The sequence below is a fragment of the Vescimonas sp. genome (genome assembly GCF_057856985.1).
Window position 1 is genome coordinate 1 of the sequence record NZ_DBLZXX010000004.1, and the last position, 25,758, is coordinate 25,758.

Here is a 25,758-nt window from a genome sequence, read left to right on the forward strand (position 1 = left end):
TGTTTCTGTTCATAGCAGGCGGGGTCTGCGCCGGGGACGCCCCAGCCGAACATGGAACCCGTTTTCATGGCTTTCTCCTGCGCGGGGGTAACGCCAAGCCGCTCGTTGTTATAGTCCGCTATATCACGGTTCTGCGCTGGATCGTTCGTGTTCCAATCACTGGGGTAGTAGCCGCTTTCACCGCGCTTGATGCAGATGAGCTCACCGGTGCCGGGGAGGGTGGAGAAGCACAGCTCCGGCAGTCCATCCGCCAGCTTGGGAGCGAATAATTCCTGCTCCGTCTGGATGCTCCACTCGTCCGAGTTCCAAAGGTGGACATACAATTCACCGCCGTCATCCACGGAAATCTCCCGCTGCTCAAAGCCCTCGCCCCAGCCGTCCGAAGCCTGCCCAGTGAGATATTCCTTTAAGGTTTCCAGCTCTGTGTCGGATAATTCCCCGGCGACACGGCATTCCGCCACGCCCCAGAGCTGCCGGTCACGCTTCTCCACGGTGAAGACGGCGGAGCGTACCTTGCGGTCAACGCTGTCGGCTTCATCATACCAATGCATGAGACCTCGCTCGGTCTCCTCCGGCATCCGGTTTTTCACCAGCGCCGCCGTGATCTGATCCTGATAGCCGCGCAGCTCACTGCCCTCCAGCAATGTGCTGCTGTCGTCGAAGTCGCCGTACTCGTTCCGCTCATAGAGATCGGCGGTCAGGGGCATATACAGCTTGAGGCTGGTCAGCTTGGGCGGCAGCACGGTGAAGCTGTCCTCGCCGGGGGCGAGCGGCAGTGTGCGGCCATTATCCCACTTCATGAAAATTTGACCCTCATCGTCCACAAAGTCTACTTCGCCCTCCGTGCCGGGAAGAATGGGATGATAAGGGTCCTTCATCGAATTAAGCCGGATGCGGGTGCCGGGGGGATACTGCTCCTTGATAAAATTCACCATTTTTCTGTCCATCATCGTTTCCTCCATGTTTTGCTCTCTGTCGTAAAACTCCAGCTCGTAGATCACGCCGCGATCTTGCTTTCGGGTATCCTTCACCTTGACCGTCGTACCATCAAAGATGTAATTGCTGGCTTTCCCAAAATCGGTGTAGAAGCCCTTGCCGTGGTTGCAGGTTGAGAAGGGATGCTCCGGCTGATCCTTGATCTTGGAATAGAAGCCCACCGTCTGCACCGTGGTCACCACACGGGTCAGTCCCACCAGATCAGGGTGATTTTTCTGGCTGAGCGTCTTAAACTCTACACCGGGCTGGATGAAGCGCTTCAGTTCAGCAAGGTTTTTGATTGCAACAGGCTTTCGCTGCTTATCCGATCTCTCCATGTTCACATCCCTCCCAGCGTCATATTGGGGCCGGGCTGCAGCTCGTAATCTTCCTGTTGGCGGGGATTTTCCTCGCCGTAGAGGTCGAAGACGATATCATCCACAGCCTTGCGGATGGTAGGATCGTCGGACAGCACCTCATACCGAAAGCCTGTTGTCGGGCGGTACGGAAGTTCCTCCCGCAGGCACTTGAGAAAGGCTTCCGTATCGGTGAAGTCCTGTGTATCGCCATTGGCATAAGTGATGCGGCCTACCAGCGGCTTGTCCCTTGCTATGTTCTGGCGCTGGACATCCAGATCATAGGCTGTCAGATACCCGTTATAGTCACCAGGGGACGGATTACAGCGCAGGCAGTAGCGGTAATGCTCGGTTTCCACGATGTAGCCGTAGTTCTGTACATAGCCGCCGGTGATCTTGCCTCCGTGTTCATAGCAGAAGCGCTCCATGGAAAAGCGGCTTTTCAGGATGTCCTCCCGCATCATGTCAACGACTTGCTGAAGCTCTGCTTTGAACACAGGGCTGTTCAGCTCCTCCGGGCCCCTCGGCCACCAGGTATGCCAGAACTCATTTCCGCTGCGACCGAAGTCCATGCGGACATGACCGATGGTACCCCGCCTCTTATCTTCTTCGGGGTTCGGAGTATAAAATAGGCCCGCCTCATCTGGGCGGGCCGGACGGATATGGAATCTGCTCATATTTTCCATCATTTTAACCTCTTTCTTATGGTATAGCTACACAACATAGCACATATCGGCTGTAATAGCTACTGAAACATTTGCTGTCTCTGCGTCTGTTCCGGAAAGGGCGGTTCCAAACGCCGCAGCCGACCAAACTCTGTTTCTATCACAGAGTCATTTTCCATGCAGTCAGTGCCATACTTTTCAAAGTCCATGTAACCGTCCAGTTCGCAGATGGCCTCATCGTCCAACCCCAGCGTTTCCTGCAAGCGCTGCTGACCATAGCCGTAGGTATCTACGATGCGCTGGTAGTTATCCAGATTCTGCAAGAGCTCTAAAGCTCCACGCAGAGTTTCCGGCTTCTCGGCATCCAACACAGCGGCATAGGTCAGAAGCATCCCGTCCTGCTGCCAGATACCTTCTAAGGCTTCCGCAAAGTCGTTGTAATCCTCCACGGCGGGGCAATCCGTGTCGCAGATCAGTTCACCGATGTATGGCACCTTGAAACGAATATCATGGAGCAGCGCATCCGCGAAAACATCGATGTCGAGATAAGCCTTCACAGCGTTGAGGTATTCCTCATCAGCGGGGAGGACGAGGGTGTAGTCCGGCTTTCCATCGACGCGCAATGTCATGCGGAGCATTTCATCCCGACTCTCGTCTCGCCAAGGCTCTGCCGGCGAAAGGTAACTGCGGTCGATTACCATATCCGGTGTCAGCAGACTGCGGGCATTCGGTACGAAAGCGCTGTACCGGGCGTAGTTATAGCCCTGTGGGTCAACAAGGACACCGTCTGTTCCATCCGCATCGAGGATGAGCAGGCAGTGCCTGGCATCATCATCGTGCTGAATGGCGTTTTTGTTCTCTGCGATGAAATCATAATCCACCAGCAGGGCACGGCTGAACTGCTGAAACCGCTGGACAGGCAGCTCGATGACCTTGTCCACAACACAGGCTTCGCCTTCGTACTCAGACTGCTTTCGCTTCAGTTCTGCCTGAATGATCATGCCATACCTCCCATCTCCATATGGCTGCTCTGACTGCCATCCATGATTTCCGCCAGACTGGTGTAGCCCTTGTAGGCGATATAGCCCCGGTCAGTGAACATTCCGTCCTCCTCGCCCATGCGCTGGAGGCCATACTTCTCGTAATCATAGAACTCATCCAGATTCTCATCGTAGTCAAAATGACCGGACTGCTGGATCATGTACTTGCCGTATTCCTCCGGCGTATGCGCACCAGGCGCGAAATCAAACAGGTCGAGATTCTCTACGAGGTTTTTAATCTGTTCCGCATTCTGCGGCTTTGCCAGCGTTACCACAGCGCCCAGCTTTTTCATGTCATCCGAGGATAACTCATCCGTTGCCTGTGCCAGCACATTGAGGCCCGCAAGGCTTTCCTGTTCCATATCCAGCAGCACATCCACTTCATTCGGCAGCTGAGTATCCTCCAACCGAAGCTGGATATCCAAAGGAGCTGTGATGCCTGCACGCTGGAGGGTGCGGTCGATCTCCTCCTGCGCCATGGGAAGGTACAGCCATGTGATATGCTCCGTGTCCTCTGGCTCGGACTTAGCGGTCACCGCAACCGTGATGGCATTTGGCTCATAGTAGTAGCAGGGGAAGAACTGTCCATCGTAGACCTGCTCCAGCTTCATGCCGTTATCATAGACCACGCCGTAGGGTGTGATCATACCGCTGCCGCTCTCGATGAGCTGCCTTGCTGTTGCCTCACCGTCCAGCGCATCCAGTTCCTCCGTTTTGGCGCAGCCACCGTGCAGATTCATGTAGTGGTCCCGGCCAATGGCAGCAAGGTCTGAAAAATCCGCAATGACCGTGGCCTGTTGGCAGCAGAAGGTCAGGTTGATCAGATCCTTCAGTTCAAAAAGCTCCAGCTTGTGAGCCATCGCCTGAAACTGTGCGGCTTCGCCGGTATCAAAGCTATCCAGCCGTTTGGCGAGGTAATTCAGTTCCTCTACATTGACCGTGAGCATCTCCGTGCGCTTAAGCACAGAGTAAAAGCTGTTGATCTCCTGCACCTGGCAGTCGGCTTTGACCGCATCGCCAATTTCCAATGCCTCCAGCAGCTTCATGCAGTGTGCGTACTGGTCGCGGGGGATGGGGAACGGGATAGTTGCCACGCCGTATTCCGGGTGATGCGGATTGCCGAGCACCGCTTGTATCATCATGTTTCATTCACTCCTTTTTCCAAATTCAAAACCACGTCTCCGTACTTGGCCATCAGCAGTGCGCCGGTGATCAGGTGGAACGCCTCATCTGTGACCAATTCCGGAGACGCAAGATCTGCAAGAGTGATATTGCAGCAGCCGACCGCAATGGCCTTCGCCGCCTGGTAGACGCTGTAGAGCTCCGGCTCGATTCCTCCGAGACGGACGCTTTGAAAGTCAAAGCCGTCGTTCCCGCACTTCCAAACCATCCTGCGCCAAAGGCTCTCGTATGCCGTGAGCAGGAAGAGGGCGGCTTTGTTCCGGTCGGACAAGCGCCAGCAGCGCTCTCGCCAGTGTGTCCATCTTCGTCGGTGGGCGTCTGACAGGAAGAATTGAGGTTTTCTTTCTCTGAATTGCTGATGCATCCGTTTTCGGAGCTGCGGCCCCATAGAGGGTGCGAAGCAGTCCCGCACGAACTCATTCAGTTCCAGTACGCCTGCTTCGATCCGTTCCTCCAGGCAGGTGCATTCACACAAGCGGCACGGATGCTTGCGGACATAGTTCTGGCAGTATTCGCACGCCACATCTTTGGGCGTGTAATGGAATGGGCTGCGGTATATTCCACCGCCTCTGGGCTTTTGACCGGGCTGAGACATCATCAGCTGCTCCATCGCCTGCAGCGGCGTGTCTCGCATAAAATAGCGCGTCATAAGTGAACTCCTCTCTGAAACAAAAAATGGCCGGAATCTTATTGCTAAGACTCCGGCCATTACCGTTTTATATTACATTGTCTGTTCCTGCGCAGCTTGTTCCAAGGTTTCTTCCTGCTGCCGAATCCGCTCATCCAAATCCGGCACACACTCCTCAATCTGCTGCTGAACACTGCGGATCATTTTTTCCTGCTCTCCCGTGAGTTCAAAGAAATCTCCGTCTACAGAGTCTGCACAGCAGCGATAAATCTCGGTCATCTGCTCTGGGGTGAAAAGCTGTTCCTTTTGAATCAGTCCGGAGCGGATGGCAAAGTCCTGTTTGGCTCCTGCATAGTTCTCCATGAAATAGTGACCATGACATACGCCTGTGTGCCCATAGGCCCAATCCCATGTGACAAAGTGGACTCCGTGTTTGCTCTGGACTCCGGCCAGCACAGTGCCGTTGAAATCGGCCAGCACCTTGTAGCCATCCTCCAGGCCGTCGGCTTTCAAAGAGGGCGCCGTCTCGAGCTGCCGCATATATTCCGCTGTGGTCTTGACGATCTCATATACCTTGTCCTTGGCGGCGATCCGTTCTGGCTCGTCAATATCCTCATTGCGGTAGGCAACGCCGCCGGTCTCAGTTACCTCACACAACGGCGAACCGTCAAGCTGGATACACAGCCTGTCAGCGTGAATTTCGTCCGACTGGAAACCCTCCTTAGCAAGGACAATTGCTGCTTCTCTGAGGTAGCGAGTCTGCGAATCTTTACTGTGGTCGTTCATAGCTATTTTCCCTCCGTCGTTGATAAAATAAAAAAGCGCCCATCTTCGTATTGAAAATGGACGCCAATTGTGTACTTGATTTAATTGTTGCGGGAAGCGGGGAGGTGTATCTGAACCGTAGATAGAACAAGACCGTAAGGCGTTGGCCTTACGGTCTGTTGTTGGTGGAGATAAGCGGGATCGAACCGCTGACCTCTTGAATGCCATTCAAGCGCTCTCCCAGCTGAGCTATACCCCCATGGAACCGGAAGCCCTTGATTTTACTGGACTTCCGGGATATTAACTTTTTAGATGCCGCGTTGCGATTGCGGGTTGCTTTACTGGTGACTTGCTCTCCCAGCTGAGCTATACCCCCATGTTGCCAGAAACCCTTGATTTTGCTGGATTTCTGAGCTATTCAATTTTTTGACTTTACTCTCCGTTGCGGGGGAGCACACCCGGTTGCTTGCGCTCCCAGCTGAGCTATACCCCCATATGGAAGAGAGTGTAAATATTGAGTTTTAAGTGCGGGGGTTGTTTACCGCTTCAACCGGGCTCCCAGCTGAGCTATACCCCCATATTTTGTTGCCGCATCGCTGTCGACTTGCTTAGTATAGCATAAAAGCGAAAAATGTCAACCCCTAAATTCAAAATTACCCGAGAAATTTTCCGACGCCGTCCAAACGTCCTCCGAGCTCTGCCCGACAGCCGCCGGAAAGGGAAAGGGGGACCGTGGAAACGGTCCCCCTTTGTGTCGGTGAAGGCCGGTACGTACCTGAAAGCTGGGGCTTACACCTTCAGCTTGTCCTTCTGCACCTCGTTCAGGCTGGCGATGACCATGCCCGTCAGGGCAAACAGCGCAATGACGTTGGGCAGGACGATCAGGTTATTGAACATGTCGGTAAGCTCCCAGACGAAGTCGCTGCTGGAGACGGTGCCCAGGAAGATGAACACCAGCGCGATGATGGTATAGATGACGCTGCACAGCTTGCTGTTCTTGCGGCCGAACAGATAGTTGGCGTTGATCTTGCCGAACAGGTTCCAGCTGAGGATGGTGGAGAAGGCGAAGAACAGCAGGCAGATGGCCACAAACTTGGCGCCCAGGCTGGCACCAAATACGGAGCCAAAGGCGGTCTGGGCCAGGTTGGTCTTGCCCAGGGTGGCGGTGATGTCGCCGGTGTAGCCGCCGGCCAGAGGGCCATCCTTGGTGTACAGGGTGCAGATGATGACCAGTGCGTTGAGGGTCAGCACCACGAAGGTGTCGATGAATACGCCGATCATGGCCACGACACCCTGATCGTGGGCGTGAGCTACGTTGGCCTGAGCGTGGGCGTGGGGCGTGGAGCCCATACCGGCCTCATTGGAGAACAGGCCGCGCTTGGCACCCTGACTGATGGCAGTCTTGAGAGCGTAGCCGAAGCCGCCGCCGATGATGGCCTGAGGCTGGAAGGCGTACCTGAAGATCATACCGAAGGTGGAGGGGACGTACTGGATGCGGGCCGCCAGGATCACCAGACCGCCCAGCAGGAAGATGCCGGCCATGATGGGGACGATCTTCTCCGTCACTGCGGCCAGACGCTGCACACCGCCCAGGAAGATGACGGCGCAGATGATGACCAGCACAATGCCCATGATCCAGGAGGGAACGCCAAAGGCGGTCTCCATGGTGGAGCCAATGGAGTTGGACTGGACCATGCAGCCCATGAAGCCAAGAGCCAGAATGATGGACACGGCGAAGAAGCCCGCCAGGAACTTACCGAAGCCGCCCTTGAACGCAGTGGTGATGTAATACACGGGGCCGCCCTTGATGTTGCCGTCCGGCTCCACGATGCGGGTTTTCTGGGCCAGCGTGGCCTCGCCGTAGATGGTGGCCATGCCGAAGAAGGCGATGATCCACATCCAGAAGATGGCGCCGGGGCCGCCGGTGAGGATGGCGCCGGAGGCACCCACGATGTTGCCGGTGCCCACCTGGGCGGCGATGGCGGTGGCCAGCGCCTGGAAGGAGGTCATACCGCTTTTCTGTGCGCCGCCGCGGAGGTTCATCTCACCGAAGAACTTCTTCATGCCCTCGCCGAAGCAGCGTACCTGCACGAAGCGGGTGCGGATGGAGTACCACAGGCCGACGCCCACCAGCAGGAAGATGAGGATGTAATTGCTGAGGTACTCGTTGATCTTGGAAACGATAGGGAACAGGGTGGATTCGATCATGGGTTCATTCTCCTTACCAAAAAATTAAGAGCCGCTGCAGGGCAGCGACTCTGGAGAAGTCAGGGGGCAAGCAAAACTACTTGTCAGCTCCGTCCTTTTGCCTGAGAGATTCGGCGCGGTAAACGCCTTGCACCTTCGGCACCCAATTGAATGGGATTCTCCAGAGTACCCTCCGCGTCCGGTCTGAACATTCCGGACGACTCATCGGGTGTATCAAATTGATGGACGTATGTTACCACAGAACGGACAGCTTGGCAACCCCCTTTTTCAGATTTTTGCGAAAAAATACAAATTCGCCGAAAAAACACGGACCCGCAGCAGGGCGGGCCCGTGTGGGTATCGCACGGTGCGGCCGTCAGGGCCGCAGCGTGAAGGTCATGGCGACGGGGTTGTGGTCGGACCAGGCGAAGCCGGTGTCGATGACCACGGCACTCTCGGCGGTGACGTTGGCCGTCACCAGGAAGCCGTCCACCGTCAGGACGTACTGCCCCTGGTGGTAGGGGCCGTCGGCGTTGCGGCAGCTGGGGACGGGGTCATCCTTGTCCAGCGGCGTTACCAGAGAGATGTCCAGTCCCTCGAAGGTGCCGGCAGGGATGGGCTGTGCCCAGGAGTACTCCTGATCCGCCTCGCCGAACCAGGCGGCGGAGTCGCCCAGCAGATCCTTATTGAAGTCGCCGCCGGCCACGCACCAGTTGCCTGCATCGTACTCCGACTGCATGTCCGCCAGCAGCAGCTTCAGCTGCTCCGTGGCGATGGTGCCATCGCTGGTATATGCGGAGAGATGCAGGTTGTAAAGGACAAGCTCTTTACCGCCTTCCACGGGGATGCGGCTGACGGAATAGCACCGGTCCAGGTCCAGCAGCTTCATGAAGCCGCCCTCCACCGGCAGCTCCACACGCCCGGCCGAGGTGATGGCGGCGGAGGAAAGGGTCAGCAGGCCGGAGCGGGACGCGCCGTGAGGCCGCAGCAGGGGGTACATCAGGTACGGCGAGTCGTAGTTCTGGCAGAACACGCCGCTCATGTCCTCCAGCGCCTCCGCCAGATAGGGCCGCTCGTCCACCTGATAGCTGCGGGTGGAGCCGATGTCCACCTCCTGCGCCAGCAGGAAGTCCGGCGACTGCTCCGTCAGAAACGCGGAGATCTCCGACAGATTCTTCGTCAGCCGCTCTTCGCTCCACGCACGGGACTCAGTGCCGCCGTCCATAAAGAAGCCGTAGTCGTCCTCGTAGGCGCCGAAGCCGATGTTGTAGGACAACACGGTGTAGGGCGTGTCCGTCCGGACGGATGCGGCGCCGCCGTCGGAGGGTGTCAGCGCCATGTCGCCGATGCGGTGATAGTCGATGAATACGTAGGCCACGTAGCCGCCCACGATGAGCAGGATCGCCAGCAGGACGCACAGCGCGGCCTTCAACCATTTTTTCACGTTCAGGGGCCTCCTTCATTTTGCATTGTTTACATTTTTCCCAGCTTATAGTATACTTGCTTTTATCGCATTTGAAAAGAGGGAATCCAGTTGAAGAAGATCGTGATACGCTTCAATGCACCGGTGATCCTGACGTTTGCCCTGCTGAGCCTGCTGGCCCTGCTGCTGGGCAACTGGACCAACGGCGCGACGACCTACCAATATTTCTCCGTGTACCGCGCATCGCTGTCCGACCCGCTGACCTACGTGCGGTTCTTCGGCCACGTGCTGGGCCACGCGGACTACGAGCACTATATGAGCAACATGCTGCTGATTTTGCTGGTAGGGCCGGGGCTGGAGGAGAAGTACGGCAGCGGCACCATGGTCTGGACCATCGCACTGACCGCCCTCATCACGGGGCTGGTGCACTTTGTGTTCTTCCCCAACACCGTGCTGCTGGGGGCCAGCGGCGTGGTGTTCATGATGATCGTGTTGTCCTCCTTCACCGCCATGCGCCGTGGCGAGATCCCCGTCACGCTGATTTTGGTGGTCATCTTCTATCTGGGCGGCGAGATCATGGATGGACTGTTCAAACAGGACAGCATCTCCCAGATCACCCACATCGTGGGCGGACTGTGCGGTCTGGTGTTCGGCTTTACCATCCGGCGGGGCAGGAGGTAGTGCCATGTGGATACTCATCGGTGTCACGGCGGCGCTGCTGGTGTGCGACCGCGTGCTGAAGGCGCTGGCACGCAGCGAAAAGCTGCGGTATCGCGGAAAGCTCCTGCAGCTGACGCATCTGGAGAACCCGGGCTTCTTTCTGGGCAAGGGCAGCCGCTATCCCAGGCTCCTGCGGTGGGTACCGCTGGGGATCTGGCTATTGGCGGCGGCGCTGCTGCTGCCCGATGTGGAGCGGCGGACGGCGCCGGCGCGGCTGGGCATCCTGCTGACTCTTACCGGCGGCCTGAGCAACCAGTACGACCGGCTGCGGCGGGGCAGCGTCACGGACTACGTCCGATTCCCCGGGGCGGGGAAGAAGCTGCGGAGCCTTGTGTGGAATCTGGCGGACTTCATGCTGCTGGGCGGCACGGTGCTGACGGCCATCGGGCTCCTGCGGGAGCTGATAAAGGGCAAATAAGACAAAAGGCTGAGCGAAGCTCAGCCTTTTTGTACGCGTATCCGTCACTTCTCCTTATAATACAGGCGGCAGTGGCAGTAGCCTTCGTAGTCGGGGTCGGCGATCTGGTCCTTGAACTCCCTGCACATGCAGCGGTTCTCCTCGGTGCGGGCCAGGCGGCAGGGACAGTAGCCGCCGGTGCGGCGCAGGCCCTCCCGGATGGTGCGGACGATCTCCTGATCCTCGTTGAGACGTACCTTCATACGCAGTTCTCCTTTGCATTGAGTTTGCTGTCAGTATAACCGGCGGCGCGGCGTTTTGCAACCATGTAAAAGGGTCAGGGAACGCCTGCGCGTTCCCTGACCTGCGGGAATAGAGCGGGGGTCGGATGACAGGTGGAAGGGCCTGTATCAGAACGCACGGCGCTGGGTGAGCAGCCGCACGAAAGCCACGATGGCCAGTACGCCGATGGCTGCCGCCGCGCCAATGCTCACAAAGGAGAGCACCGTACCTACGGCGTTGGGCAGAAAAAACGCTGCCACAGCGGACACCATGCACAGAACCACCAGACCTGCGATCGTATTCATCTTCACCATATTCGTGTTCTCCTTTCTGTCAGATCCGTGTTGCGTTTTACTTTGTACCTATACTATACCAGACCTTTTGGTACGCATCCTTACAGGGAAAAGACAAATTGGTGGGAAGTTGGATACAAAACGGTTACATACCGGTCAATTCGGTGACAATAGACGGGGGATTTCTCCTTGTCAACGGGAGGAATATTTGCTATAATACAGAGAACTATCGAAAAGCGGCGTTTCTGAAAGGGAGGAGCTTCCTTTGCAATATCTGACAAATCTTTGGAATGCGCTGGACTTCGGCTCGCTGGAGAGTATCCTGCTGCGGCTGACCGCCGTGTTCCTGTGCCTGACCATCCACGAGACGTGCCACGGACTGGCTGCCTACGCGCTGGGAGACCCCACCGCCAAGCGGGCTCATCGGCTGAGCCTGAACCCGCTGCGGCACATCGACTGGATCGGCTTTGTGATGATGATCGTGGCGGGCTTCGGCTGGGCTAAGCCCGTGCCGGTGAATCCCAACTACTTCAAAAAGCCCAAGCAGGGCATGGCGATCACGGCGCTGGCCGGCCCGGTCTCCAACTTCGTGCTGGCGCTGCTGCTTCTGCTGGCGGCGCGGCTGGTCTATCTCCGCGCTCTGGCCACGGGTACGCTGCCGGAGACGCTGTTCACGTTTCTGGTGAATACCGCGTCCCTGTCGGTGGGTCTGGGCCTGTTCAATCTGGTGCCGGTACCGCCGCTGGACGGCTCCAAGGTCGTGGCGGTGCTGCTGCCGGACCGCGCCTATAACTGGCTGATGCGCTACGAGCAGTTCGGTATGGTGCTGCTGGTAATCATCATCTCCGTAGGCATCGGCAGCAATGCGCTGGACGCGGCCATCCGCTGGGTGTTCGATCTATTCTGCCGCATCGTCGGCTTCTGAGGAGCAAAACCGTTGGACGATCTGATCTTTAAGCTGGAAAGGGTGGTGCAGACCAAGGGCAGCGAGCCGCTGGAGGATTTCGAGGGGCCGCTGGATCTGATCCTGTTCCTGCTGAGCAAAAACAAAATTGAAATACAGGACATCCCCATCGCGCTGATCCTTGACCAGTATCTGGCGTATCTGGAGCAGCGCAAGCAGATGGATCTGGAGGTGGCCAGTGAGTTCATCACCATGGCTGCCCACCTGATGTATATCAAGACCCGCATGCTGCTGAGTCTGGAGGATGAGGAGGCGCAGAGCGAGATGGACGCCCTCATCCAGTCTCTGGAGGAGCGGAAGCGGGGCGACGCCTACGCCAAGGTGCGCTACATCACCGAGCGGCTGGGCCCCATGGGAGAGTTCGGCCGTAGCGTGCTGACCCGCCCGCCGGAGCCTATGGAACGGGGCAAGATCTACGAGTACCAGCAGGAGCCGGCGGATCTGATCCTGGCTATGCAGGAGGTGACGGACCGCCGCGGTCAGGTGGAGGAGGCTCCACCGCTGAAGGCCTTCGACGAGATCGTGAAGCGGGAGCCGTACCCGGTGGAGACCAAGGCGCGGGAGATCATCCGCCGCCTGCGGCAGGGGGGCATCACCCGATTCCTGCTGCTGTTCCGCGGCAGCCGCAGCCGCAGCGAGCTGGTGGCCACGTTTATGGCGGTGCTGGAGCTGTGCCGGAGCAACCTGATCCGGCTGGCGGGCTCTGCCAGCGACTGCACCGTCACCTGCGACGGGGACGTGCCGGAAGAACTGACGTAAGGGGAGAAGCATGGATACACGGGAAATGAAAGAGATCGAAGCTGCGGTGGAGGGCATCCTGTTCGCCTCCGGCGAGCCGGTGGCCGTGGACCGCATCTGCGTGGCGCTGGACATGGACCGCCCCACGGTGGAGCTGGTGCTCCAGCGGCTTCAGGACTATTACAGCTATGAACGGCGGGGTATCCGCCTTTTGAAAATGGAGGACAGCTACCAGCTGTGCTCCGCGCCGGAGTATGGCGATCAGATCCGCAAGGCATTCGAGATCCGAAAGCCTGCCAAGCTGAGCCAGCCGGCACTGGAGGTACTGACCATCATCGCCTACTACCAGCCTACCACCCGCGCCTATGTGGACCAGATCCGCGGCGTGGACAGCTCCTACACCGTGGGACTGCTGCTGGACCGGCACCTCATCGAGGAGTGCGGCAGGCTGCAGGTGCCCGGGCGGCCCCGCCTGTACCGGACGACCCAGTCGTTCCTGCGGGCGTTCCACCTGAACTCACTGGAGGATCTGCCGCAGATGCCGGGGCTGGAGGCCGACGGCCAGATGCGCCTGGACGACGAGGGGAACCTGCCGGCGGAGGGAGAATAAGAGGAAGGGGGGACCCTGTTGGTCGCACTGTGGATATTGGGCATACTTCTGCTGCTGATCATCCTGCTGCTGTTGCTGCGGGTAGGTGTGCGCATCCGCTTCGGCGACGAGCTGTGCGTCACGGCCACAGCAGGTCCCATCCGGCTGCAGCTGGTGCCCAAGCCGGAAAAAGAAAAAAAGGAAAAGCCCAAAAAGGAGACGGCGTCCGGAGCGAAAAAGGAGGGCGGCGAGAAGAAGTCCTCCGACAAGAAGCTGCCGCTGGGCCTGACGTTCGCCGATATTCGCAGCGCGCTGCCCGCCCTGTGGGAATCCCTGAAGCGAGGCCTGCGCCGGACGCGGCAGCGCCTGCGCATCGACCCCATGCAGCTGTCGGTGTGCTTCGGCGGCGACGATCCCGCCCGGGTGGCGGAGACCTACGGCTGGGCTAACGTTGCCATGTGGACGGTGATGCCGGAGGTGGAGAAGCTGACGCGCATGCCGGACCCCCGCATCCATCTGGAGACGGATTTTAACGCCGCCGAGACCCGCGTCAGCGGCGAAGTGGGGCTGAGCTTCCGTATCGGCGATCTGGTGTCCATCGGCATTGCCTTTGCCGGCCCCGCCCTGAAATGGTTCCGCGCCTTCCGCAAGGCGCAGAAGACCCAGGAGAAGCAGGCGGCCAGGGAGCGGGAGGCCGCCCAGCGGAACACGAAAGACCAGGCGCCCGCCGCGGCGGACGCGACCCATACGACTAACTGAAAAAAGGAGCGTACAGCATGGAAAACAACGAGAAGAAGAACTCTATCAGTGCGATGATGGAAGCCTCTATGGATAAGATCCGCCAGATGGTGGACTCCAACACGGTGGTGGGCGAGCCGATCAACACGGCGGACGGCGTGACGCTGATCCCCGTGTCCCGTCTGAGCTTCGGCTTCGGCTGCGGCGGAGGAGATTACGGCAAGCAGCCGGATAAGGTGGGCGCTGCCGCAGCAGCAGGCGTGCGGGTGGAGCCTATGGCGTTCCTGGTGGTCAAGGACGGCGTGACCCGCATGCTGCCGGTGGGCACCCCTGCCATCACCACGGTGGACCGCGTAGTGGAGATGGTGCCTCAGGTCATGGACCGCGTGGAGAGCTTCATCGACAAGAAGCGGGAAAAAGCGGACTTCTAAGGCAAAATACTTGGCCCCGCCGCCGAATATACTGGGATGATTCTATCGTATAAGGGTGATCCCAATGTCAGTCAGAATGCTTCGGGGCTTGTGGGTCCTATGTCTCATTTTCTGCATAACGCCGGCTGTGGCGGAGGCTCTGGAGGTCTCCGCCACGGCTGCTGTCCTGATGGACGCGGACATGGGGCAGGTGCTCTACGAGAAAAACGGCGACCGCCAGATGCTCATCGCCAGCACCACCAAGATCATGACGGCGCTGGTGGTGCTGGAGCACGCCGCGCCGGACGACGTTATCACCGTGACGCCGGACCACATGGCGGAGGGCTCCTCCATGTACCTGAGGGCCGGTGAAACGGTGCGGGTGGAGGAGCTGCTGTACGGACTGCTGCTCTGCTCCGGCAACGATGCGGCGCTGGCGCTGACAGAGTGCGCCGGAGGGCTGACACCCTTTGTGGCGCTGATGAACGAGAAAGCGGCGGCGCTGGGCATGGCCCACACCAGCTTCGCCAATCCCAATGGGCTGGACGCGGACGGCCACTATTCCACAGCGCGGGACATGGCGGTGCTGGCCGCCGCGGCGGTGGAAAACCCCACGTTCCGGCGCATCTGCTCCAGCCGCAGTGTCACCATCGGCCAGCGCACCATGGAGAACCACAACCGCCTCCTGCGTCAGGTGGAAGGCTGCGTCGGCCTGAAAACGGGGTACACCCAGGCGGCGGGCCGCACACTGGTATCCTGTACGGAGCGGGACGGCTGCCGTCTGGTGGCGGTGACGCTGCAGGACGGCAACGACTGGGCCGACCACGCCGCCCTGTATGACTACGGCTTCCGGCTGACGGCTCCGCGCCGTGGGGTGCAGACGGCGCTGCTGCGCCTGCGGGAGCCGCTGACGGCGGCATGTGCGGCACTGCACAGTTAGAGAAAGACAGAGAGGGGAAAGTGTCATGGCTGAACGACTCCAGAAGCTGCTGGCCGCTGCGGGCCTGTGCTCGCGGCGGATGGCGGAGGAGTGGATCTCCGCAGGGCGCGTCTGTGTCAACGGTGCGCCGGCGACGCTGGGCGACCGCGCCGATCCGGAGACAGATACCATCACCGTGGACGGCCAGCCGCTGCCCGCCGACACGCGGCGGGTCTACCTGATGCTTAACAAGCCGCGGGGCTATGTCACCACCCTCTCCGATGAATACGGACGGCATACGGCGGCGGAGTTGGTGTCCGGCTGCGGCGCACGGGTGTACCCCGTGGGACGGCTGGATCGGGACTCCGAGGGATTGCTGCTGTTCACCAACGACGGCGATTTCGCCCACCGGCTGCTGCACCCCAGTCATCAGGTGGACAAGGTCTATCTGGTAACGGTACGCGGTGACATACGGGGCGCGGCGGAGCGCCTGATGGCCATCACGGAGCTGGACGGCGAGCCCATTGCACCGGCCCAGGCCCGGGAACTCTGCCGCCGCGAGGGGCAGGCCCTCCTGCGTGTCACCATCCATCAGGGCAAGAACCGGCAGATACGGCGCATGTGCGCCGGGCTGGGCCTGCATGTGGAAAAATTGCAGCGCGTGGAGGAGGACGGCCTGCGGCTGGACGACCTCCCAATTGGCAAGTGGAGATACTTGACAGCGCAGGAAATACAAAGGATAACGGGAGGCGATACACGTGAATAGGAGCGTTTTGCAGACCATACGGAACGGCATGGATACGTTCTCCAAGGGACAGAAGCGTATCGCCAATTATATTCTGGAAAACTACGATAAGGCGGCCTTCATGACCGCCAGTAAGCTGGGCCAGACGGCGCAGGTCAGCGAGTCCACCGTGGTGCGCTTCGCGGCAGAGCTGGGCTATAACGGCTACCCTGATATGCAGAAGGAGCTGCAGGAGCTGATTCGCGGTAAGCTCACGTCCATCCAGCGCATTCAGGTGTCCAGCGACCAGATGAGCGGCGGGGACATTCTGGGCAGCGTGATGCAGCGGGACATGAACAGTATCCACGACATCATCGAGGAGTTGGACCGCGACGAGTTCGAGCGGGTGGTGGACAAGCTGCTCCACGCCAAGCACATCTATATTCTGGGTGTGCGCTCGTCCTCATTTCTGGCGGGCTACCTCAACTTTTATATGCACTTTATCTTCGAGAACGTCACGCTGGTGCAGAGCGCGGCCGCCGGCGAGATCTATGAGCAGCTGGTCCACATCGGGCCGGGGGATGTGCTGCTGAGCATCTGCTTCCCCCGCTACTCCAAGATGGCCATCCACGCGGTGCAGTTTGCCTGCGCCCGCAAAGCGGATGTCATTGCCATCACGGACAGCCCCATGTCACCCATGTACCAGATGGCCACGCTGTCGCTGCTGGCGCCCAGCGATATGATCTCCTTCGTGGATTCCATGACGGCGCCGCTGAGCCTGCTGAACGCCCTGATACTGGCGGTGGGCAAGCAGCGCAAGGAGGAGCTGTCCGCCGCACTGGCGGACATGGAACAGGTGTGGTCGAAGTACGGTATCTTCGGGAAAGAGGACGATGATTGAGATCGTAGTCATCGGCGGCGGCGCCGCCGGTATGATGGCAGCCATCACCGCCGCCCGTCAGGGCGGACAGGTGACGCTGCTGGAGCCCAACGAGAGGCTTGGCAAGAAACTGAATATTACGGGAAAGGGCCGCTGCAATGTGACCAACGACTGCGATCAGGAGACGCTGATGGCCAATATTCCCGGCAACGGCCGGTTCCTGTACAGCGCCCTGACCCGCTTCACGCCCCAGGACGCCATGGCGTTTTTCGAGGGGCTGGGCGTACCGCTGAAGGTGGAGCGGGGGAACCGTGTGTTCCCTGTGTCCGACAGGTCCTTTGACATCTCCGGCGCTCTGGAGCGGGAGCTGCGGCGCCTGCACGTCCGCTGGGTGCGGGACAGGGCGCGGGAGATCACGGTACAGGACGGCCATGTCACCGGCGTGCAGGGCGAGAAGCAGCACTATCCGGCATCCGCCGTGGTGCTGGCCACCGGCGGCGTGTCCTATCCCGCCACCGGCTCTACCGGCGACGGCTACGCCATGGCGGCGGCGCTGGGGCATACCATTGTGCCGCCCAGGGGCTCGCTGGTGCCGCTGGAGAGCGGCGATCCCGACTGCGCCGCCATGCAGGGCCTGAGCCTGCGGAATGTGGAGGCTACGGTGCTCAACGGCAGGAATAAGCCGGTATTTCGGGAGTTCGGTGAGATGCTGTTTACCCATTTCGGCGTGTCAGGCCCGCTGATGCTGTCCGCCAGCGCCCACCTGCGCCGCTGGGACAAGGAGCAGTACCGGCTGGTCATCGACCTGAAGCCGGCACTGGATGAGCAGAAGCTGGACACCCGTATCCTGCGGGACATCGGGGAGAATCCCAACCGCGATATGGGCAATATTCTGGCAGGGCTGGTGCATCGCAGCATGGTACCGGTGCTGCTGCGCCGTCTGGCTCTGCCGGAGGGCGAAAAGGCCAACAGCCTCACCAGGGAACAGCGCCGCGTGCTGGTGCAGGAGCTGAAGCATTTCGCGGTACCGCTTACCGGTCCCCGCCCCGTGGCGGAGGCCATCGTTACCGCCGGCGGCGTCAAGGTGGGCGAAGTGGTGCCCAATACCATGGCCTCCAAGCTGACGGACGGGCTGTATTTTGCCGGCGAGGTGCTGGACGTGGACGCCTACACAGGCGGCTTCAACCTTCAGATCGCGTGGGCGACCGGATATCTGGCGGGACTTTTCGCCGCAGAGAGATGAGGATGGAATGATGAATAAAAAACAATACGCCGTGGCCATTGACGGGCCCTCCGGCGCAGGGAAGAGCACACTGGCCAAGGCGGTGGCGGAGCGTCTGGGCATCCTGTATGTGGACACCGGCGCCATCTACCGTACCATCGGGCTGTACGTGCAGCGCTGCGGCGTGGACCCCAAGGACGCACCGGCGGTGCTGGCGCTGCTGCCGGAGGTACACATCGGCATGGATCACGACGCCGACGGCGTGCAGCGTATGCTGCTGAACGGGGAGGACGTGACGGCGGACATCCGCCTGCCGGAGATCTCTATGTATGCCTCCGCCGTCTCCGCCATCCAGGGCGTGCGGGATTTCCTGATGGAGATGCAGCGCTCGCTGGCGCGAGAGCACAGCGTCATTATGGATGGCCGCGACATCGGTACGGTGGTGCTGCCCGATGCGGACGTAAAAATTTTCCTCTACGCCGATGTGAAGGTGCGGGCCGGGCGCCGCGCACTGGAGCTGGAGCAGCGGGGCACCCCCAAGCCCTATGAGGAGGTGCTGCGCGAGATGGAGGAGCGGGACTACAACGACACCCACCGCGCCGCCGCGCCGCTGCGTGCGGCGGACGATGCCATCATGATCGACACCAGCGATATGGATTTTGACGCCAGCCGCGAGCTGCTGCTGGACGTGATACGGGGGAGTGTATCCAATTGAGAAACAAGTTCTATGCCCGGGCCTGGAGCATCCTGCGCCCGCTGGTGATGTTTTTCCTGCCGGTGGAGCTGCGGGGCACGGAGAACCTGGGGGACGAGGCCGCCATTCTGTGCGCCAATCACTCCAGTGCCTGGGACCCCATCCTGCTGGTGCTGGCCATGCCCCAAAACTTCAACGTGCGCATTATGGCGAAAAAGCAGCTGTTTTCCATCCCCGTAGTGGGGTGGTTCCTGCGGAACATCGGCGTGTTCCCCGTGGATCGCGGCAACAGCGACATCAACGCGGTGAAGACTGCCATCACCAGCCTGCGTGACGGCTGGAACCTGCTGATCTTTCCGGAGGGCACGCGGGTAAAACAGCCTGGACAGGTGACGCCCAAGAGCGGCGCGGGTATGATGGCCATCCGCTCCGGCGTGAAGATGGTACCGGTGTTCATCGGCACGAAAAAACGGCTGTTCCGCAAGACGGTCATCACCTTCGGCGAACCCTTTGAGCCGGTCTACACCGGGCGCAAGGGCACGGCGGAGGAGTATCAGGCCAACACCGACGAGGTCATGCGTCGTGCCTACGCGCTGGGTGGTGTGACATGCGTGTGATACTGGCGAAATCCGCCGGCTTCTGCTACGGCGTGGAGCGCGCCGTGAAGCTGGCGGAGCAGACGGCCCGGGACAAGGGCGGCTGCGTCATGCTGGGCAGCATCATCCACAACGCCCACGTGGTGCAGGGGCTGGCCGCATTGGGTGCGCGGCAGGTGGACGACCCCGCGCAGGTGCAGGCGGGGGATACGGTGATCATCCGTTCCCACGGCGAGAAAAAGCAGGTTTACCAGCAGCTGGAGGCCGCCGGCGCGTCTATCGTGGACGCCACATGTCCCAATGTCCGGCGCATCCAGCGCCTGGTGGCGCAGGCGGAGGAGCAGGGCCGCACGCCCCTCATCATCGGCGAGCAGCACCATCCGGAGGTGATCGGCGCGGCCAGCTGGGCGGAGAATTCCGTCATTTTAGACGGGCCGGAGGCCCTGGAAAACTGGCTGTCGCAGCGGCCGGAGCGGCGTGAGCGGCCCCTGATGGCAGCGGCCCAGACCACCTGCATTCGGGTTCTCTGGGAAAACTGCGTAAAAATTTTAAAAAAACAGTGTACAAACGTAGAAATCTTTGATACAATATGTGATGCTACGCATAAGCGTCAATCGGAAGCGGCAGACATTGCCGCTAAGGTGGACGTGATGGTCGTGGTCGGAGATCGTAAGAGTGCCAACACCAAACATTTAACGGAGATTTGCAGCGAGAGGTGCCCCGTGGTCTGTCAGATCGAGCGGGCGGAAGAACTCAAGGGTGACTTTCTTAACGGATGTTCTGTGGCGGGGCTTACAGCCGGCGCGTCCACGCCTGCGGGCATCATTAAGGAGGTATATACAAGAATGAGCGACGAGATCAAGAACGTGGAAGCTACCGAAGAGAGCTTCGAGGAAATGCTGGAAAAATCTTTTAAGACTTTGAATACAGGAGAGAAGGTAACCGGTATCGTGACTGCCATCGGTCCCACCGAGGTGCAGGTTGACCTGGGCTGCAAGCAGGCAGGTTATATCAACATCGACGAGCTGTCCGCCGATCCCAGCGTGAAGCCTGAGGATGTGGTGAAGGTCGGCGACGAGATCGAGACCTATATCATCCGCGTCAACGACGTGGAGGGCTATGCCATGCTGTCCAAGAAGCGTCTGGACGCTGTCAAGGTCTGGGAGGATATCGAGAAGGCCCGTGAGGAGAAGACTACCCTGGAGGGCAAGGTCACCGAGGAGAACAAGGGCGGCATCGTGGTCAACGTCAAGGGCGTGCGCGTGTTCGTGCCCGCTTCCCAGTCCGGCCTGCCCCGCGGCGCTGAGCTCAGCGCTCTGATCGGCCAGACCGTCTCCCTGCGCATCACCGAGGTCAACCGTGCCCGCCGCCGCGTGGTGGGCTCCATCAAGGCCGTGACCTACGAGGCCCGTCAGGCTGCCCAGGCCGAGATTTGGGAGAACATCGAGGTGGGCAAGCACTACACCGGCACTGTCAAGTCTATGACCTCCTATGGTGTGTTCGTGGATATCGGCGGCGTGGATGGTATGGTACATATCTCCGAGCTGTCCTGGTCCCGCATCAAGAACCCCGCCGAGGTGGTTTCCGTGGGCGACACCCTGGATGTATATGTCATCTCCTTCGATCCCGAGAAGCGCAAGATCTCTCTGGGCGTGAAGGATCGTTCCTGCAACCCGTGGGACAAGTTCATGTCCACCTATAAGGTCGGCGATGTGGCCAAGGTCCGCATCGTCAAGCTGATGACCTTCGGCGCCTTTGCCGAGGTAGTTCCCGGCGTGGACGGTTTGATCCACATCTCCCAGATCGCGGATCGCCGCATCGAGAAGCCCGGCGACGTGCTGGCTGAGGGCGACATCGTGGACGCCAAGATCACGGCTATCGACGAGGAGAAGCAGAAGATCTCTCTGTCTATCCGCGCTCTGCTGACCCCCGCCGCTGACGAGGGTGACGACGAGTAAAAACGTCTGTTAAAAAGCAGCGGTACGAGTGTACCGCTGCTTTTTTTGTACGAAAGTGTACCTGTTTACACCCGTATACATACAAGCTCGTGCCCGAATCACGGTATGTTAAATTTTGCACAATCAGAAGGACTGATAATTGGCACATCCGCCAATGTACTTCTCCCAGGCTTGTGGTAAAATTAACGATTAGGAGAACGAAAAGAAAGAGGAGGAACTGCTATGTCTTTTGCTGATTATCTGGAACTGTACCGCCAGAAGCTGACCACCGCGGATGAGGCGGTGAAGATTATCAAGTCCGGCGATTGGGTGGATTACGGCTTCTGCGCCATTCAGCCCCGCGTGCTGGACGAGGCACTGGCCCGCCGCGCACCGGAACTGGAGGATGTGAAGGTCCGCGGAGGAATCAGCCTGTGGAAGCCTGCTATCTTCGATATCGAGGACCCCGCACGCCACATTATTTTCAATTCCCACCACATGAGCGGGGTGGAGCGCCATTACATCGCCAGCGGCGCCGGGTTCTATGAGCCCATGCGCTATTCTGAGCTGCCCCGCTACTACTACGACCACATCACGCCGCCGGACGTGGCCATGTTCCAGGTCACGCCCATGGACAGCCACGGCTACTTCAACTTCGGCCTGTCCGCATCCCATGTGCGTGCCGTCTGCGAGAAGGCCAAGGTGGTCATCGTGGAGGTCAACGAGAACATGCCCCGCTGTCTGGGCGGTTTTGACAACACCATCCACATCAGCGAGGTGGACATGGTGGTGGAAGGCCGCAACGACCCCATGGGCATTCAGCCTTCCGGAGAGGCCGATGATGTGGATAAAGCGGTGGCTCGCCTGATCGTAGAGCAGATCCCCGACGGAGCCTGCCTCCAGCTGGGCATCGGCGGCATGCCCAACACCGTGGGAGCTATGCTGTGCCAATCCGATCTGAAGGATCTGGGCGTACATACGGAGATGTACGTGGACGCCTACGTGGATCTGGCTATGGCGGGAAAGGTCACCTGCGCCCGTAAGAATATCGACCGCGGCCGTCAGGTCTACGCTTTCGCAGCCGGTACCCAGAAGCTCTACGACTATCTGGACGACAACCCCGCCTGCATGGCCGCGCCTATCAGCTATACCAACGATGTGCGCACCATCGCGGCTATCGACAACTTTGTCTCCATCAACAATGCGGTGGATGTGGACCTGTACGGTCAGGTCAACGGCGAGACGGCGGGTACCCGCCAGATCAGCGGCTCCGGCGGCCAGCAGGACTTCGTGCTGGGTGCGTATCTGTCCCATGGCGGCAAAAGCTTCATCTGCCTGTCTTCCACCCATCAGAATAAGGACGGCACAGTAGCGTCCCGCATCCGCCCCACGCTCCAGACCGGCTCCGTGGTGACGGACACCCGCGTCAACACCATGTACGTGGTGACGGAGTACGGATGCGTCTGCCTGAAGGGCCTCAGCGTCTGGGAACGGGCGGAGAAGCTGATCTCCATCGCCCACCCCGACTTCCGCGACGAGTTGATCCGCGAGGCGGAGAAGCAGCACATCTGGTATCGCCACAACAAACGGTAACACGAAACAGCAAAGAAGAGGGCCTGCGGCCCTCTTCTTTGCGCCTTGTAAACCGTGGAAAAGTGCGGTATACTAATAGCAAAATCCAGCGATAGGAGCGAAAAACGATGGGGAGCCTGTTTGAAAAATGGAAGAAGGGCCTGAAGAAGAAGGTACACCCCTTCTGCACGGCCATTGTACCGGCAGCAGGGAAGTCCTCCCGCATGGGCGGCGAGGATAAGATGTTCGCACCGCTGTGCGGTGTGCCGGTGCTGGCGCGGACGCTGACCGTGTTGGATCAGGCTGTGCTGGTGGACGAGATCGTGGTGGCTGCCCAGCCGGAAAAGCTGGAGGAAGTGGCGGCGCTGGTCAGCAGCGCCGGCATCCGCAAGCCCGTCCGCGTGGTGGAGGGCGGCGCAAGCCGGGCTGAGTCCGTACTGCTGGCGGCGCTGGAGGCCAACGAGGACGTGGAGTATCTGGCAGTCCACGACGGGGCCCGCCCGTTGGTACTGCCGGAGCAGGTGGATGATCTGATCCGCCTGGGCCAGCGGACCTACGCTGTGGCGCCGGCCGTGCCGGTGACGGACACGGTGAAGGTGGCGGATCTGTCGGGGCTGGTGCTGTCCACGCCGGACCGCAGCACCTTATTCGCTGTGCAGACGCCCCAGGTGTTCCAGGCGAACCTGCTGAAGGCCGCGCTCCAGTCCGCCATCGCCGCCGAGGCACCGCTGACAGACGATTGCTCCGCTGTGGAGCGGCTTGGCAAGGAGGTTTACTTGACACCTGGATGGCGGGAAAATATCAAGATCACCACGCCGGAGGACCTGTCTGTGGCGGAGCTGTTCCTGCGTCGGCGGGAGGTGCAGGCATGATAGATCTGCGCATCGGGCACGGCTACGACGTACACCGTCTGGTGGAGGGCCGTCCCCTGATTTTGGGCGGTGTCACCATTCCCTACGAGCGGGGGCTGCTGGGCCACTCCGATGCGGATGTACTGGCTCACGCGGTGATGGACGCGCTGCTGGGCGCGGCGGCGCTGGGTGACATCGGCGGCATGTTCCCCGACAGTGATGAGCGCTGGCGGGATGCGGACAGCCTGCACCTTCTGGAACAGGTGGCGGCGCGGCTGGCGGAGACCGGCTGGGAGGTCGGCAACGTGGACGCCACGGTGCTGGCCCAGGCCCCGAAGCTGGCTCCCTACATTCCGGAGATGCGGCGGCGGATGGCAAACGCTATGGGCATCGATGCGGCGCAGGTGTCCGTTAAGGCCACCACCGAGGAGCATCTTGGCTTCACCGGCGCGGGGGAGGGCATGGCCTGCCACGCGGTGGCATTATTGGGGAAAATGTGATACATGATGAAGAAATTGGCGGGACCGACCGAAAAGGCCGGTCCCGCCTTTCACATCGGCGTTTGACACCTCATAAAATGGCGTGTGAGGAGGTGCGATATGGAAGAATATCTGATGACCGCCCGCTCCGTCACACAGGCGCAGCGCATGATGCAGGCGCTGTCGCAGCACGGCATCCGCGCCGCCATGGGCCGCTCACCGGTGGGACTTACCGGCAGCGGCTGCGGCTACGTCCTGCGGATGCAGGGGCAGCGGGCGGAGGAGGCTGCCGCCCTGCTGCGCGGCATAGGGCTTGCGCCGCTGCGGATCTACGTCCGCGATGGCAGCGGATACAGCGAGGTGGAGCTATGATCTATTTTGACGCCGGAGCCACGACATTACAGAAGCCGGAACGGGTGCGCCGCGCCATGTACCGCGCCGCAGCGGCCATGAGCTCGCCCGGGCGGGGCAGCTATCCCGCCACGCGGTTGGCGGAGGAGACGGATTTCCGGTGCCGCAGTCTGGCGGCAGCGCTGTTCGATGTGGAGGACCCTGCATGCGTGGTGTTCACATCCAGCGCCACCCATGGGCTGAACATCGCCATCAAAACGTTGGTGAAGCCCGGATGCCGCGTGGTCATCTCCGGCTACGAGCACAACGCGGTGACGCGGCCTCTCCACGGCATCCCCAATGTTGAGCTGACCGTCATCGACGCGCCGCTGTTCCGACCGGAGTCCATGCTGGCGGAGTTTGAGCAGGCGCTGGATGCCGGAGCGGACGCGGTGATCTGCACCCATGTGTCCAACGTGTTCGGCTATCGCCTGCCGGTGGAGGGCATCGCGGCGCTGTGCCGCCGGAGGGGCGTGCCCTTCGTGCTGGACGCTTCCCAGTCGGCGGGGATGCTGCCGGTGTCCATGCGGGAACTGGGCGCGGCGTTCATTGCCATGCCGGGGCACAAGGGGCTGTACGGCCCACAGGGGACGGGGCTGCTGCTGTGCGGCCACGAGGCTCAGCCGCTGCTGGAGGGAGGCACCGGCTCCCAGTCCCTTTTGCAGCACATGCCGCAGGAGCTGCCGGACCGGCTGGAGGCAGGGACCCACAACATGCCGGGCATTGCGGGACTGCTGGAGGGCCTGCGGTTCGTGGCGGAGAAGGGGATCGACCGCATCGCGGGCCACGAGCGGCGGCTTGCCATGCGCGCGGAGGAGCAGCTGCGCGGCATCGATGGCGTGGAGCTGTTCTGCAAGAAGGGGTTCGACCACCAGACGGGAGTGCTGAGCTTCCGCGCGGCGGGCCGCGACTGCGAGGAGCTGGGGGAGCGTCTGGCAGCGCAGGGCGCGGCGGTGCGGGCGGGGCTGCACTGCGCGCCGCTGGCACACCGCACGGCGGGGACGCTGCAGACCGGCACCGTTCGAGTAAGTATGTCGGTTTTCAACACGCCCCAGGAGGTGGACCGCTTCACAGCCATGGTGCGGGCGGCAGTTCGTTAAACTGCAAGACTTGACTCAGAATTTTTTGTTGCATTTTCCCAA

29 protein-coding genes, 1 tRNA gene and 1 riboswitch are annotated in these 25,758 nt (G+C 60.4%); of the genes, 19 read left to right on the top strand and 11 right to left on the bottom strand.

Going from position 1 to position 25,758, the window contains the following annotated elements; genetic code table 11:
- The 9 genes from ACZM22_RS04895 to ACZM22_RS04935 form a co-directional block, all read right to left on the bottom strand.
- On the bottom strand, window positions 1-1,313 hold a 1,313-nt coding region (locus ACZM22_RS04895; RefSeq protein WP_489543298.1), incomplete at its 3' end, for a DUF4314 domain-containing protein.
- A gap of 2 nt (window positions 1,314-1,315) precedes the next feature.
- Complete coding sequence (locus ACZM22_RS04900) at window positions 1,316-2,008, bottom strand: hypothetical protein (protein WP_489543299.1); 693 nt, start codon at window positions 2,006-2,008, stop codon at window positions 1,316-1,318.
- Between the two features lie 68 nt (window positions 2,009-2,076).
- On the bottom strand, window positions 2,077-2,997 hold the full coding sequence (locus ACZM22_RS04905) for a DUF6329 domain-containing protein (RefSeq protein ID WP_484438147.1): 921 nt from the start codon (window positions 2,995-2,997) through the stop codon (window positions 2,077-2,079).
- On the bottom strand, window positions 2,994-4,178 hold the full coding sequence (locus ACZM22_RS04910; protein WP_489543300.1) for an antirestriction protein ArdA: 1,185 nt from the start codon (window positions 4,176-4,178) through the stop codon (window positions 2,994-2,996). Before ACZM22_RS04910 ends, ACZM22_RS04905 begins: the two co-directional genes overlap by 4 nt.
- Window positions 4,175-4,867, bottom strand: coding sequence for a hypothetical protein (locus ACZM22_RS04915; RefSeq protein ID WP_489543301.1), 693 nt, complete (start codon window positions 4,865-4,867; stop codon window positions 4,175-4,177). The genes ACZM22_RS04910 and ACZM22_RS04915 overlap by 4 nt, the downstream gene beginning before the upstream one ends.
- Before the next feature lie 72 nt (window positions 4,868-4,939).
- Window positions 4,940-5,632 carry a hypothetical protein gene (locus ACZM22_RS04920; RefSeq protein WP_489543302.1) on the bottom strand — a complete coding sequence of 231 codons (693 nt, stop codon included), beginning with the start codon at window positions 5,630-5,632 and terminating at the stop codon, window positions 4,940-4,942.
- A gap of 162 nt (window positions 5,633-5,794) precedes the next feature.
- Window positions 5,795-5,870 (bottom strand) — tRNA-Ala (locus ACZM22_RS04925).
- Between the two features lie 530 nt (window positions 5,871-6,400).
- On the bottom strand, window positions 6,401-7,819 hold the full coding sequence (locus tag ACZM22_RS04930) for an alanine/glycine:cation symporter family protein (RefSeq protein WP_489543303.1): 1,419 nt from the start codon (window positions 7,817-7,819) through the stop codon (window positions 6,401-6,403).
- Between the two features lie 79 nt (window positions 7,820-7,898).
- A riboswitch (glycine riboswitch) is annotated at window positions 7,899-7,993 on the bottom strand.
- A 181-nt stretch (window positions 7,994-8,174) separates the two neighbouring features.
- The gene (locus tag ACZM22_RS04935) at window positions 8,175-9,242 is read right to left on the bottom strand and encodes an endonuclease/exonuclease/phosphatase family protein (RefSeq protein ID WP_489543304.1); all 1,068 of its coding nucleotides are present in this window, start codon (window positions 9,240-9,242) and stop codon (window positions 8,175-8,177) included.
- A gap of 90 nt (window positions 9,243-9,332) precedes the next feature.
- Here ACZM22_RS04935 and ACZM22_RS04940 point away from each other — a divergent pair, with 90 nt between their 5' ends.
- Both ACZM22_RS04940 and ACZM22_RS04945 read left to right on the top strand, forming a co-directional pair.
- A complete protein-coding gene (locus ACZM22_RS04940) occupies window positions 9,333-9,902 on the top strand; it encodes a rhomboid family intramembrane serine protease (RefSeq protein WP_483268587.1) in 570 nt (189 codons plus the stop codon).
- 4 nt (window positions 9,903-9,906) lie between these two features.
- Window positions 9,907-10,359 carry a signal peptidase II gene (locus tag ACZM22_RS04945; RefSeq protein WP_484437019.1) on the top strand — a complete coding sequence of 151 codons (453 nt, stop codon included), beginning with the start codon at window positions 9,907-9,909 and terminating at the stop codon, window positions 10,357-10,359.
- 44 nt (window positions 10,360-10,403) lie between these two features.
- Here ACZM22_RS04945 and ACZM22_RS04950 read toward each other — a convergent pair whose 3' ends face one another.
- Together ACZM22_RS04950 and ACZM22_RS04955 are read right to left on the bottom strand one after the other, a co-directional pair.
- Entirely contained in the window at window positions 10,404-10,601 is a 198-nt protein-coding gene (locus tag ACZM22_RS04950) for a ferredoxin thioredoxin reductase catalytic beta chain (RefSeq protein ID WP_483268585.1), read from the bottom strand.
- 147 nt (window positions 10,602-10,748) lie between these two features.
- A complete protein-coding gene (locus ACZM22_RS04955) occupies window positions 10,749-10,934 on the bottom strand; it encodes a hypothetical protein (protein WP_483268584.1) in 186 nt (61 codons plus the stop codon).
- Between the two features lie 244 nt (window positions 10,935-11,178).
- Between ACZM22_RS04955 and ACZM22_RS04960 the strand changes: the two genes are divergently transcribed.
- The 17 genes from ACZM22_RS04960 (at window position 11,179) to ACZM22_RS05040 (ending at window position 25,716) form a co-directional block, all read left to right on the top strand.
- The gene (locus tag ACZM22_RS04960) at window positions 11,179-11,838 is read left to right on the top strand and encodes a site-2 protease family protein (RefSeq protein ID WP_489543305.1); all 660 of its coding nucleotides are present in this window, start codon (window positions 11,179-11,181) and stop codon (window positions 11,836-11,838) included.
- 12 nt (window positions 11,839-11,850) lie between these two features.
- The gene (locus ACZM22_RS04965) at window positions 11,851-12,636 is read left to right on the top strand and encodes a segregation and condensation protein A (RefSeq protein WP_489543306.1); all 786 of its coding nucleotides are present in this window, start codon (window positions 11,851-11,853) and stop codon (window positions 12,634-12,636) included.
- A 10-nt stretch (window positions 12,637-12,646) separates the two neighbouring features.
- Complete coding sequence (gene scpB, locus ACZM22_RS04970; protein ID WP_484423846.1) at window positions 12,647-13,225, top strand: SMC-Scp complex subunit ScpB; 579 nt, start codon at window positions 12,647-12,649, stop codon at window positions 13,223-13,225.
- 18 nt (window positions 13,226-13,243) lie between these two features.
- Window positions 13,244-13,963 carry a hypothetical protein gene (locus ACZM22_RS04975; protein WP_489543307.1) on the top strand — a complete coding sequence of 240 codons (720 nt, stop codon included), beginning with the start codon at window positions 13,244-13,246 and terminating at the stop codon, window positions 13,961-13,963.
- 17 nt (window positions 13,964-13,980) lie between these two features.
- Window positions 13,981-14,373, top strand: a complete 393-nt coding sequence (locus ACZM22_RS04980) for a spore germination protein GerW family protein (RefSeq protein WP_484437015.1) — start codon at window positions 13,981-13,983, stop codon at window positions 14,371-14,373.
- Window positions 14,374-14,437: 64 nt separating this feature from the next.
- Window positions 14,438-15,292 (top strand): D-alanyl-D-alanine carboxypeptidase family protein, encoded by an 855-nt coding sequence (locus ACZM22_RS04985; protein ID WP_489543308.1) that lies wholly within the window; start codon window positions 14,438-14,440, stop codon window positions 15,290-15,292.
- Between the two features lie 25 nt (window positions 15,293-15,317).
- The gene (locus tag ACZM22_RS04990; protein WP_489543309.1) at window positions 15,318-16,037 is read left to right on the top strand and encodes a pseudouridine synthase; all 720 of its coding nucleotides are present in this window, start codon (window positions 15,318-15,320) and stop codon (window positions 16,035-16,037) included.
- Window positions 16,030-16,896, top strand: a complete 867-nt coding sequence (locus ACZM22_RS04995) for a MurR/RpiR family transcriptional regulator (RefSeq protein WP_484423850.1) — start codon at window positions 16,030-16,032, stop codon at window positions 16,894-16,896. Before ACZM22_RS04990 ends, ACZM22_RS04995 begins: the two co-directional genes overlap by 8 nt.
- A complete protein-coding gene (locus ACZM22_RS05000; RefSeq protein ID WP_484423851.1) occupies window positions 16,889-18,118 on the top strand; it encodes a BaiN/RdsA family NAD(P)/FAD-dependent oxidoreductase in 1,230 nt (409 codons plus the stop codon). Before ACZM22_RS04995 ends, ACZM22_RS05000 begins: the two co-directional genes overlap by 8 nt.
- 10 nt (window positions 18,119-18,128) lie before the next feature.
- Entirely contained in the window at window positions 18,129-18,812 is a 684-nt protein-coding gene (gene cmk, locus ACZM22_RS05005; RefSeq protein WP_484423852.1) for a (d)CMP kinase, read from the top strand.
- The gene (locus ACZM22_RS05010; RefSeq protein ID WP_484423853.1) at window positions 18,809-19,408 is read left to right on the top strand and encodes a lysophospholipid acyltransferase family protein; all 600 of its coding nucleotides are present in this window, start codon (window positions 18,809-18,811) and stop codon (window positions 19,406-19,408) included. The genes cmk and ACZM22_RS05010 overlap by 4 nt, the downstream gene beginning before the upstream one ends.
- A complete protein-coding gene (locus ACZM22_RS05015; RefSeq protein WP_484423854.1) occupies window positions 19,399-21,345 on the top strand; it encodes a bifunctional 4-hydroxy-3-methylbut-2-enyl diphosphate reductase/30S ribosomal protein S1 in 1,947 nt (648 codons plus the stop codon). The genes ACZM22_RS05010 and ACZM22_RS05015 overlap by 10 nt, the downstream gene beginning before the upstream one ends.
- 222 nt (window positions 21,346-21,567) lie before the next feature.
- Entirely contained in the window at window positions 21,568-22,917 is a 1,350-nt protein-coding gene (locus ACZM22_RS05020) for a butyryl-CoA:acetate CoA-transferase (RefSeq protein ID WP_489543310.1), read from the top strand.
- A 107-nt stretch (window positions 22,918-23,024) separates the two neighbouring features.
- Window positions 23,025-23,768 (top strand): 2-C-methyl-D-erythritol 4-phosphate cytidylyltransferase, encoded by a 744-nt coding sequence (gene ispD / locus ACZM22_RS05025; RefSeq protein ID WP_489543311.1) that lies wholly within the window; start codon window positions 23,025-23,027, stop codon window positions 23,766-23,768.
- On the top strand, window positions 23,765-24,247 hold the full coding sequence (gene ispF / locus ACZM22_RS05030) for a 2-C-methyl-D-erythritol 2,4-cyclodiphosphate synthase (RefSeq protein ID WP_483269165.1): 483 nt from the start codon (window positions 23,765-23,767) through the stop codon (window positions 24,245-24,247). The genes ispD and ispF overlap by 4 nt, the downstream gene beginning before the upstream one ends.
- Window positions 24,248-24,346: 99 nt before the next feature.
- A complete protein-coding gene (locus ACZM22_RS05035; RefSeq protein ID WP_484437006.1) occupies window positions 24,347-24,598 on the top strand; it encodes a putative Se/S carrier protein in 252 nt (83 codons plus the stop codon).
- Window positions 24,595-25,716, top strand: a complete 1,122-nt coding sequence (locus tag ACZM22_RS05040; protein ID WP_484438074.1) for an aminotransferase class V-fold PLP-dependent enzyme — start codon at window positions 24,595-24,597, stop codon at window positions 25,714-25,716. Before ACZM22_RS05035 ends, ACZM22_RS05040 begins: the two co-directional genes overlap by 4 nt.
- Window positions 25,717-25,758: the final 42 nt, after the last annotated feature.

Bases quoted from the DNA above. Each gene is read 5' to 3' on its own strand.
- ACZM22_RS04920 (WP_489543302.1), bottom strand. From the start codon at position 5,632: ATGAACGACCACAGTAAAGATTCGCAGACTCGCTACCTCAGAGAAGCA.
- ispF (WP_483269165.1), top strand. From the start codon at position 23,765: ATGATAGATCTGCGCATCGGGCACGGCTACGACGTACACCGTCTGGTG.
- ACZM22_RS05040 (WP_484438074.1), top strand. From the start codon at position 24,595: ATGATCTATTTTGACGCCGGAGCCACGACATTACAGAAGCCGGAACGG.
- ACZM22_RS04910 (WP_489543300.1), bottom strand. From the start codon at position 4,178: ATGATGATACAAGCGGTGCTCGGCAATCCGCATCACCCGGAATACGGC.
- ACZM22_RS05015 (WP_484423854.1), top strand. From the start codon at position 19,399: ATGCGTGTGATACTGGCGAAATCCGCCGGCTTCTGCTACGGCGTGGAG.
- scpB (WP_484423846.1), top strand. From the start codon at position 12,647: ATGGATACACGGGAAATGAAAGAGATCGAAGCTGCGGTGGAGGGCATC.
- ACZM22_RS04900 (WP_489543299.1), bottom strand. From the start codon at position 2,008: ATGAGCAGATTCCATATCCGTCCGGCCCGCCCAGATGAGGCGGGCCTA.
- ACZM22_RS04915 (WP_489543301.1), bottom strand. From the start codon at position 4,867: ATGACGCGCTATTTTATGCGAGACACGCCGCTGCAGGCGATGGAGCAG.
- ACZM22_RS04990 (WP_489543309.1), top strand. From the start codon at position 15,318: ATGGCTGAACGACTCCAGAAGCTGCTGGCCGCTGCGGGCCTGTGCTCG.
- ACZM22_RS04955 (WP_483268584.1), bottom strand. From the start codon at position 10,934: ATGGTGAAGATGAATACGATCGCAGGTCTGGTGGTTCTGTGCATGGTG.
- ACZM22_RS05000 (WP_484423851.1), top strand. From the start codon at position 16,889: ATGATTGAGATCGTAGTCATCGGCGGCGGCGCCGCCGGTATGATGGCA.
- ACZM22_RS04930 (WP_489543303.1), bottom strand. From the start codon at position 7,819: ATGATCGAATCCACCCTGTTCCCTATCGTTTCCAAGATCAACGAGTAC.
- ACZM22_RS04980 (WP_484437015.1), top strand. From the start codon at position 13,981: ATGGAAAACAACGAGAAGAAGAACTCTATCAGTGCGATGATGGAAGCC.
- ACZM22_RS04905 (WP_484438147.1), bottom strand. From the start codon at position 2,997: ATGATCATTCAGGCAGAACTGAAGCGAAAGCAGTCTGAGTACGAAGGC.
- ispD (WP_489543311.1), top strand. From the start codon at position 23,025: ATGGGGAGCCTGTTTGAAAAATGGAAGAAGGGCCTGAAGAAGAAGGTA.
- ACZM22_RS04950 (WP_483268585.1), bottom strand. From the start codon at position 10,601: ATGAAGGTACGTCTCAACGAGGATCAGGAGATCGTCCGCACCATCCGG.
- ACZM22_RS05020 (WP_489543310.1), top strand. From the start codon at position 21,568: ATGTCTTTTGCTGATTATCTGGAACTGTACCGCCAGAAGCTGACCACC.
- ACZM22_RS04985 (WP_489543308.1), top strand. From the start codon at position 14,438: ATGTCAGTCAGAATGCTTCGGGGCTTGTGGGTCCTATGTCTCATTTTC.
- ACZM22_RS05035 (WP_484437006.1), top strand. From the start codon at position 24,347: ATGGAAGAATATCTGATGACCGCCCGCTCCGTCACACAGGCGCAGCGC.
- ACZM22_RS04945 (WP_484437019.1), top strand. From the start codon at position 9,907: ATGTGGATACTCATCGGTGTCACGGCGGCGCTGCTGGTGTGCGACCGC.
- cmk (WP_484423852.1), top strand. From the start codon at position 18,129: ATGAATAAAAAACAATACGCCGTGGCCATTGACGGGCCCTCCGGCGCA.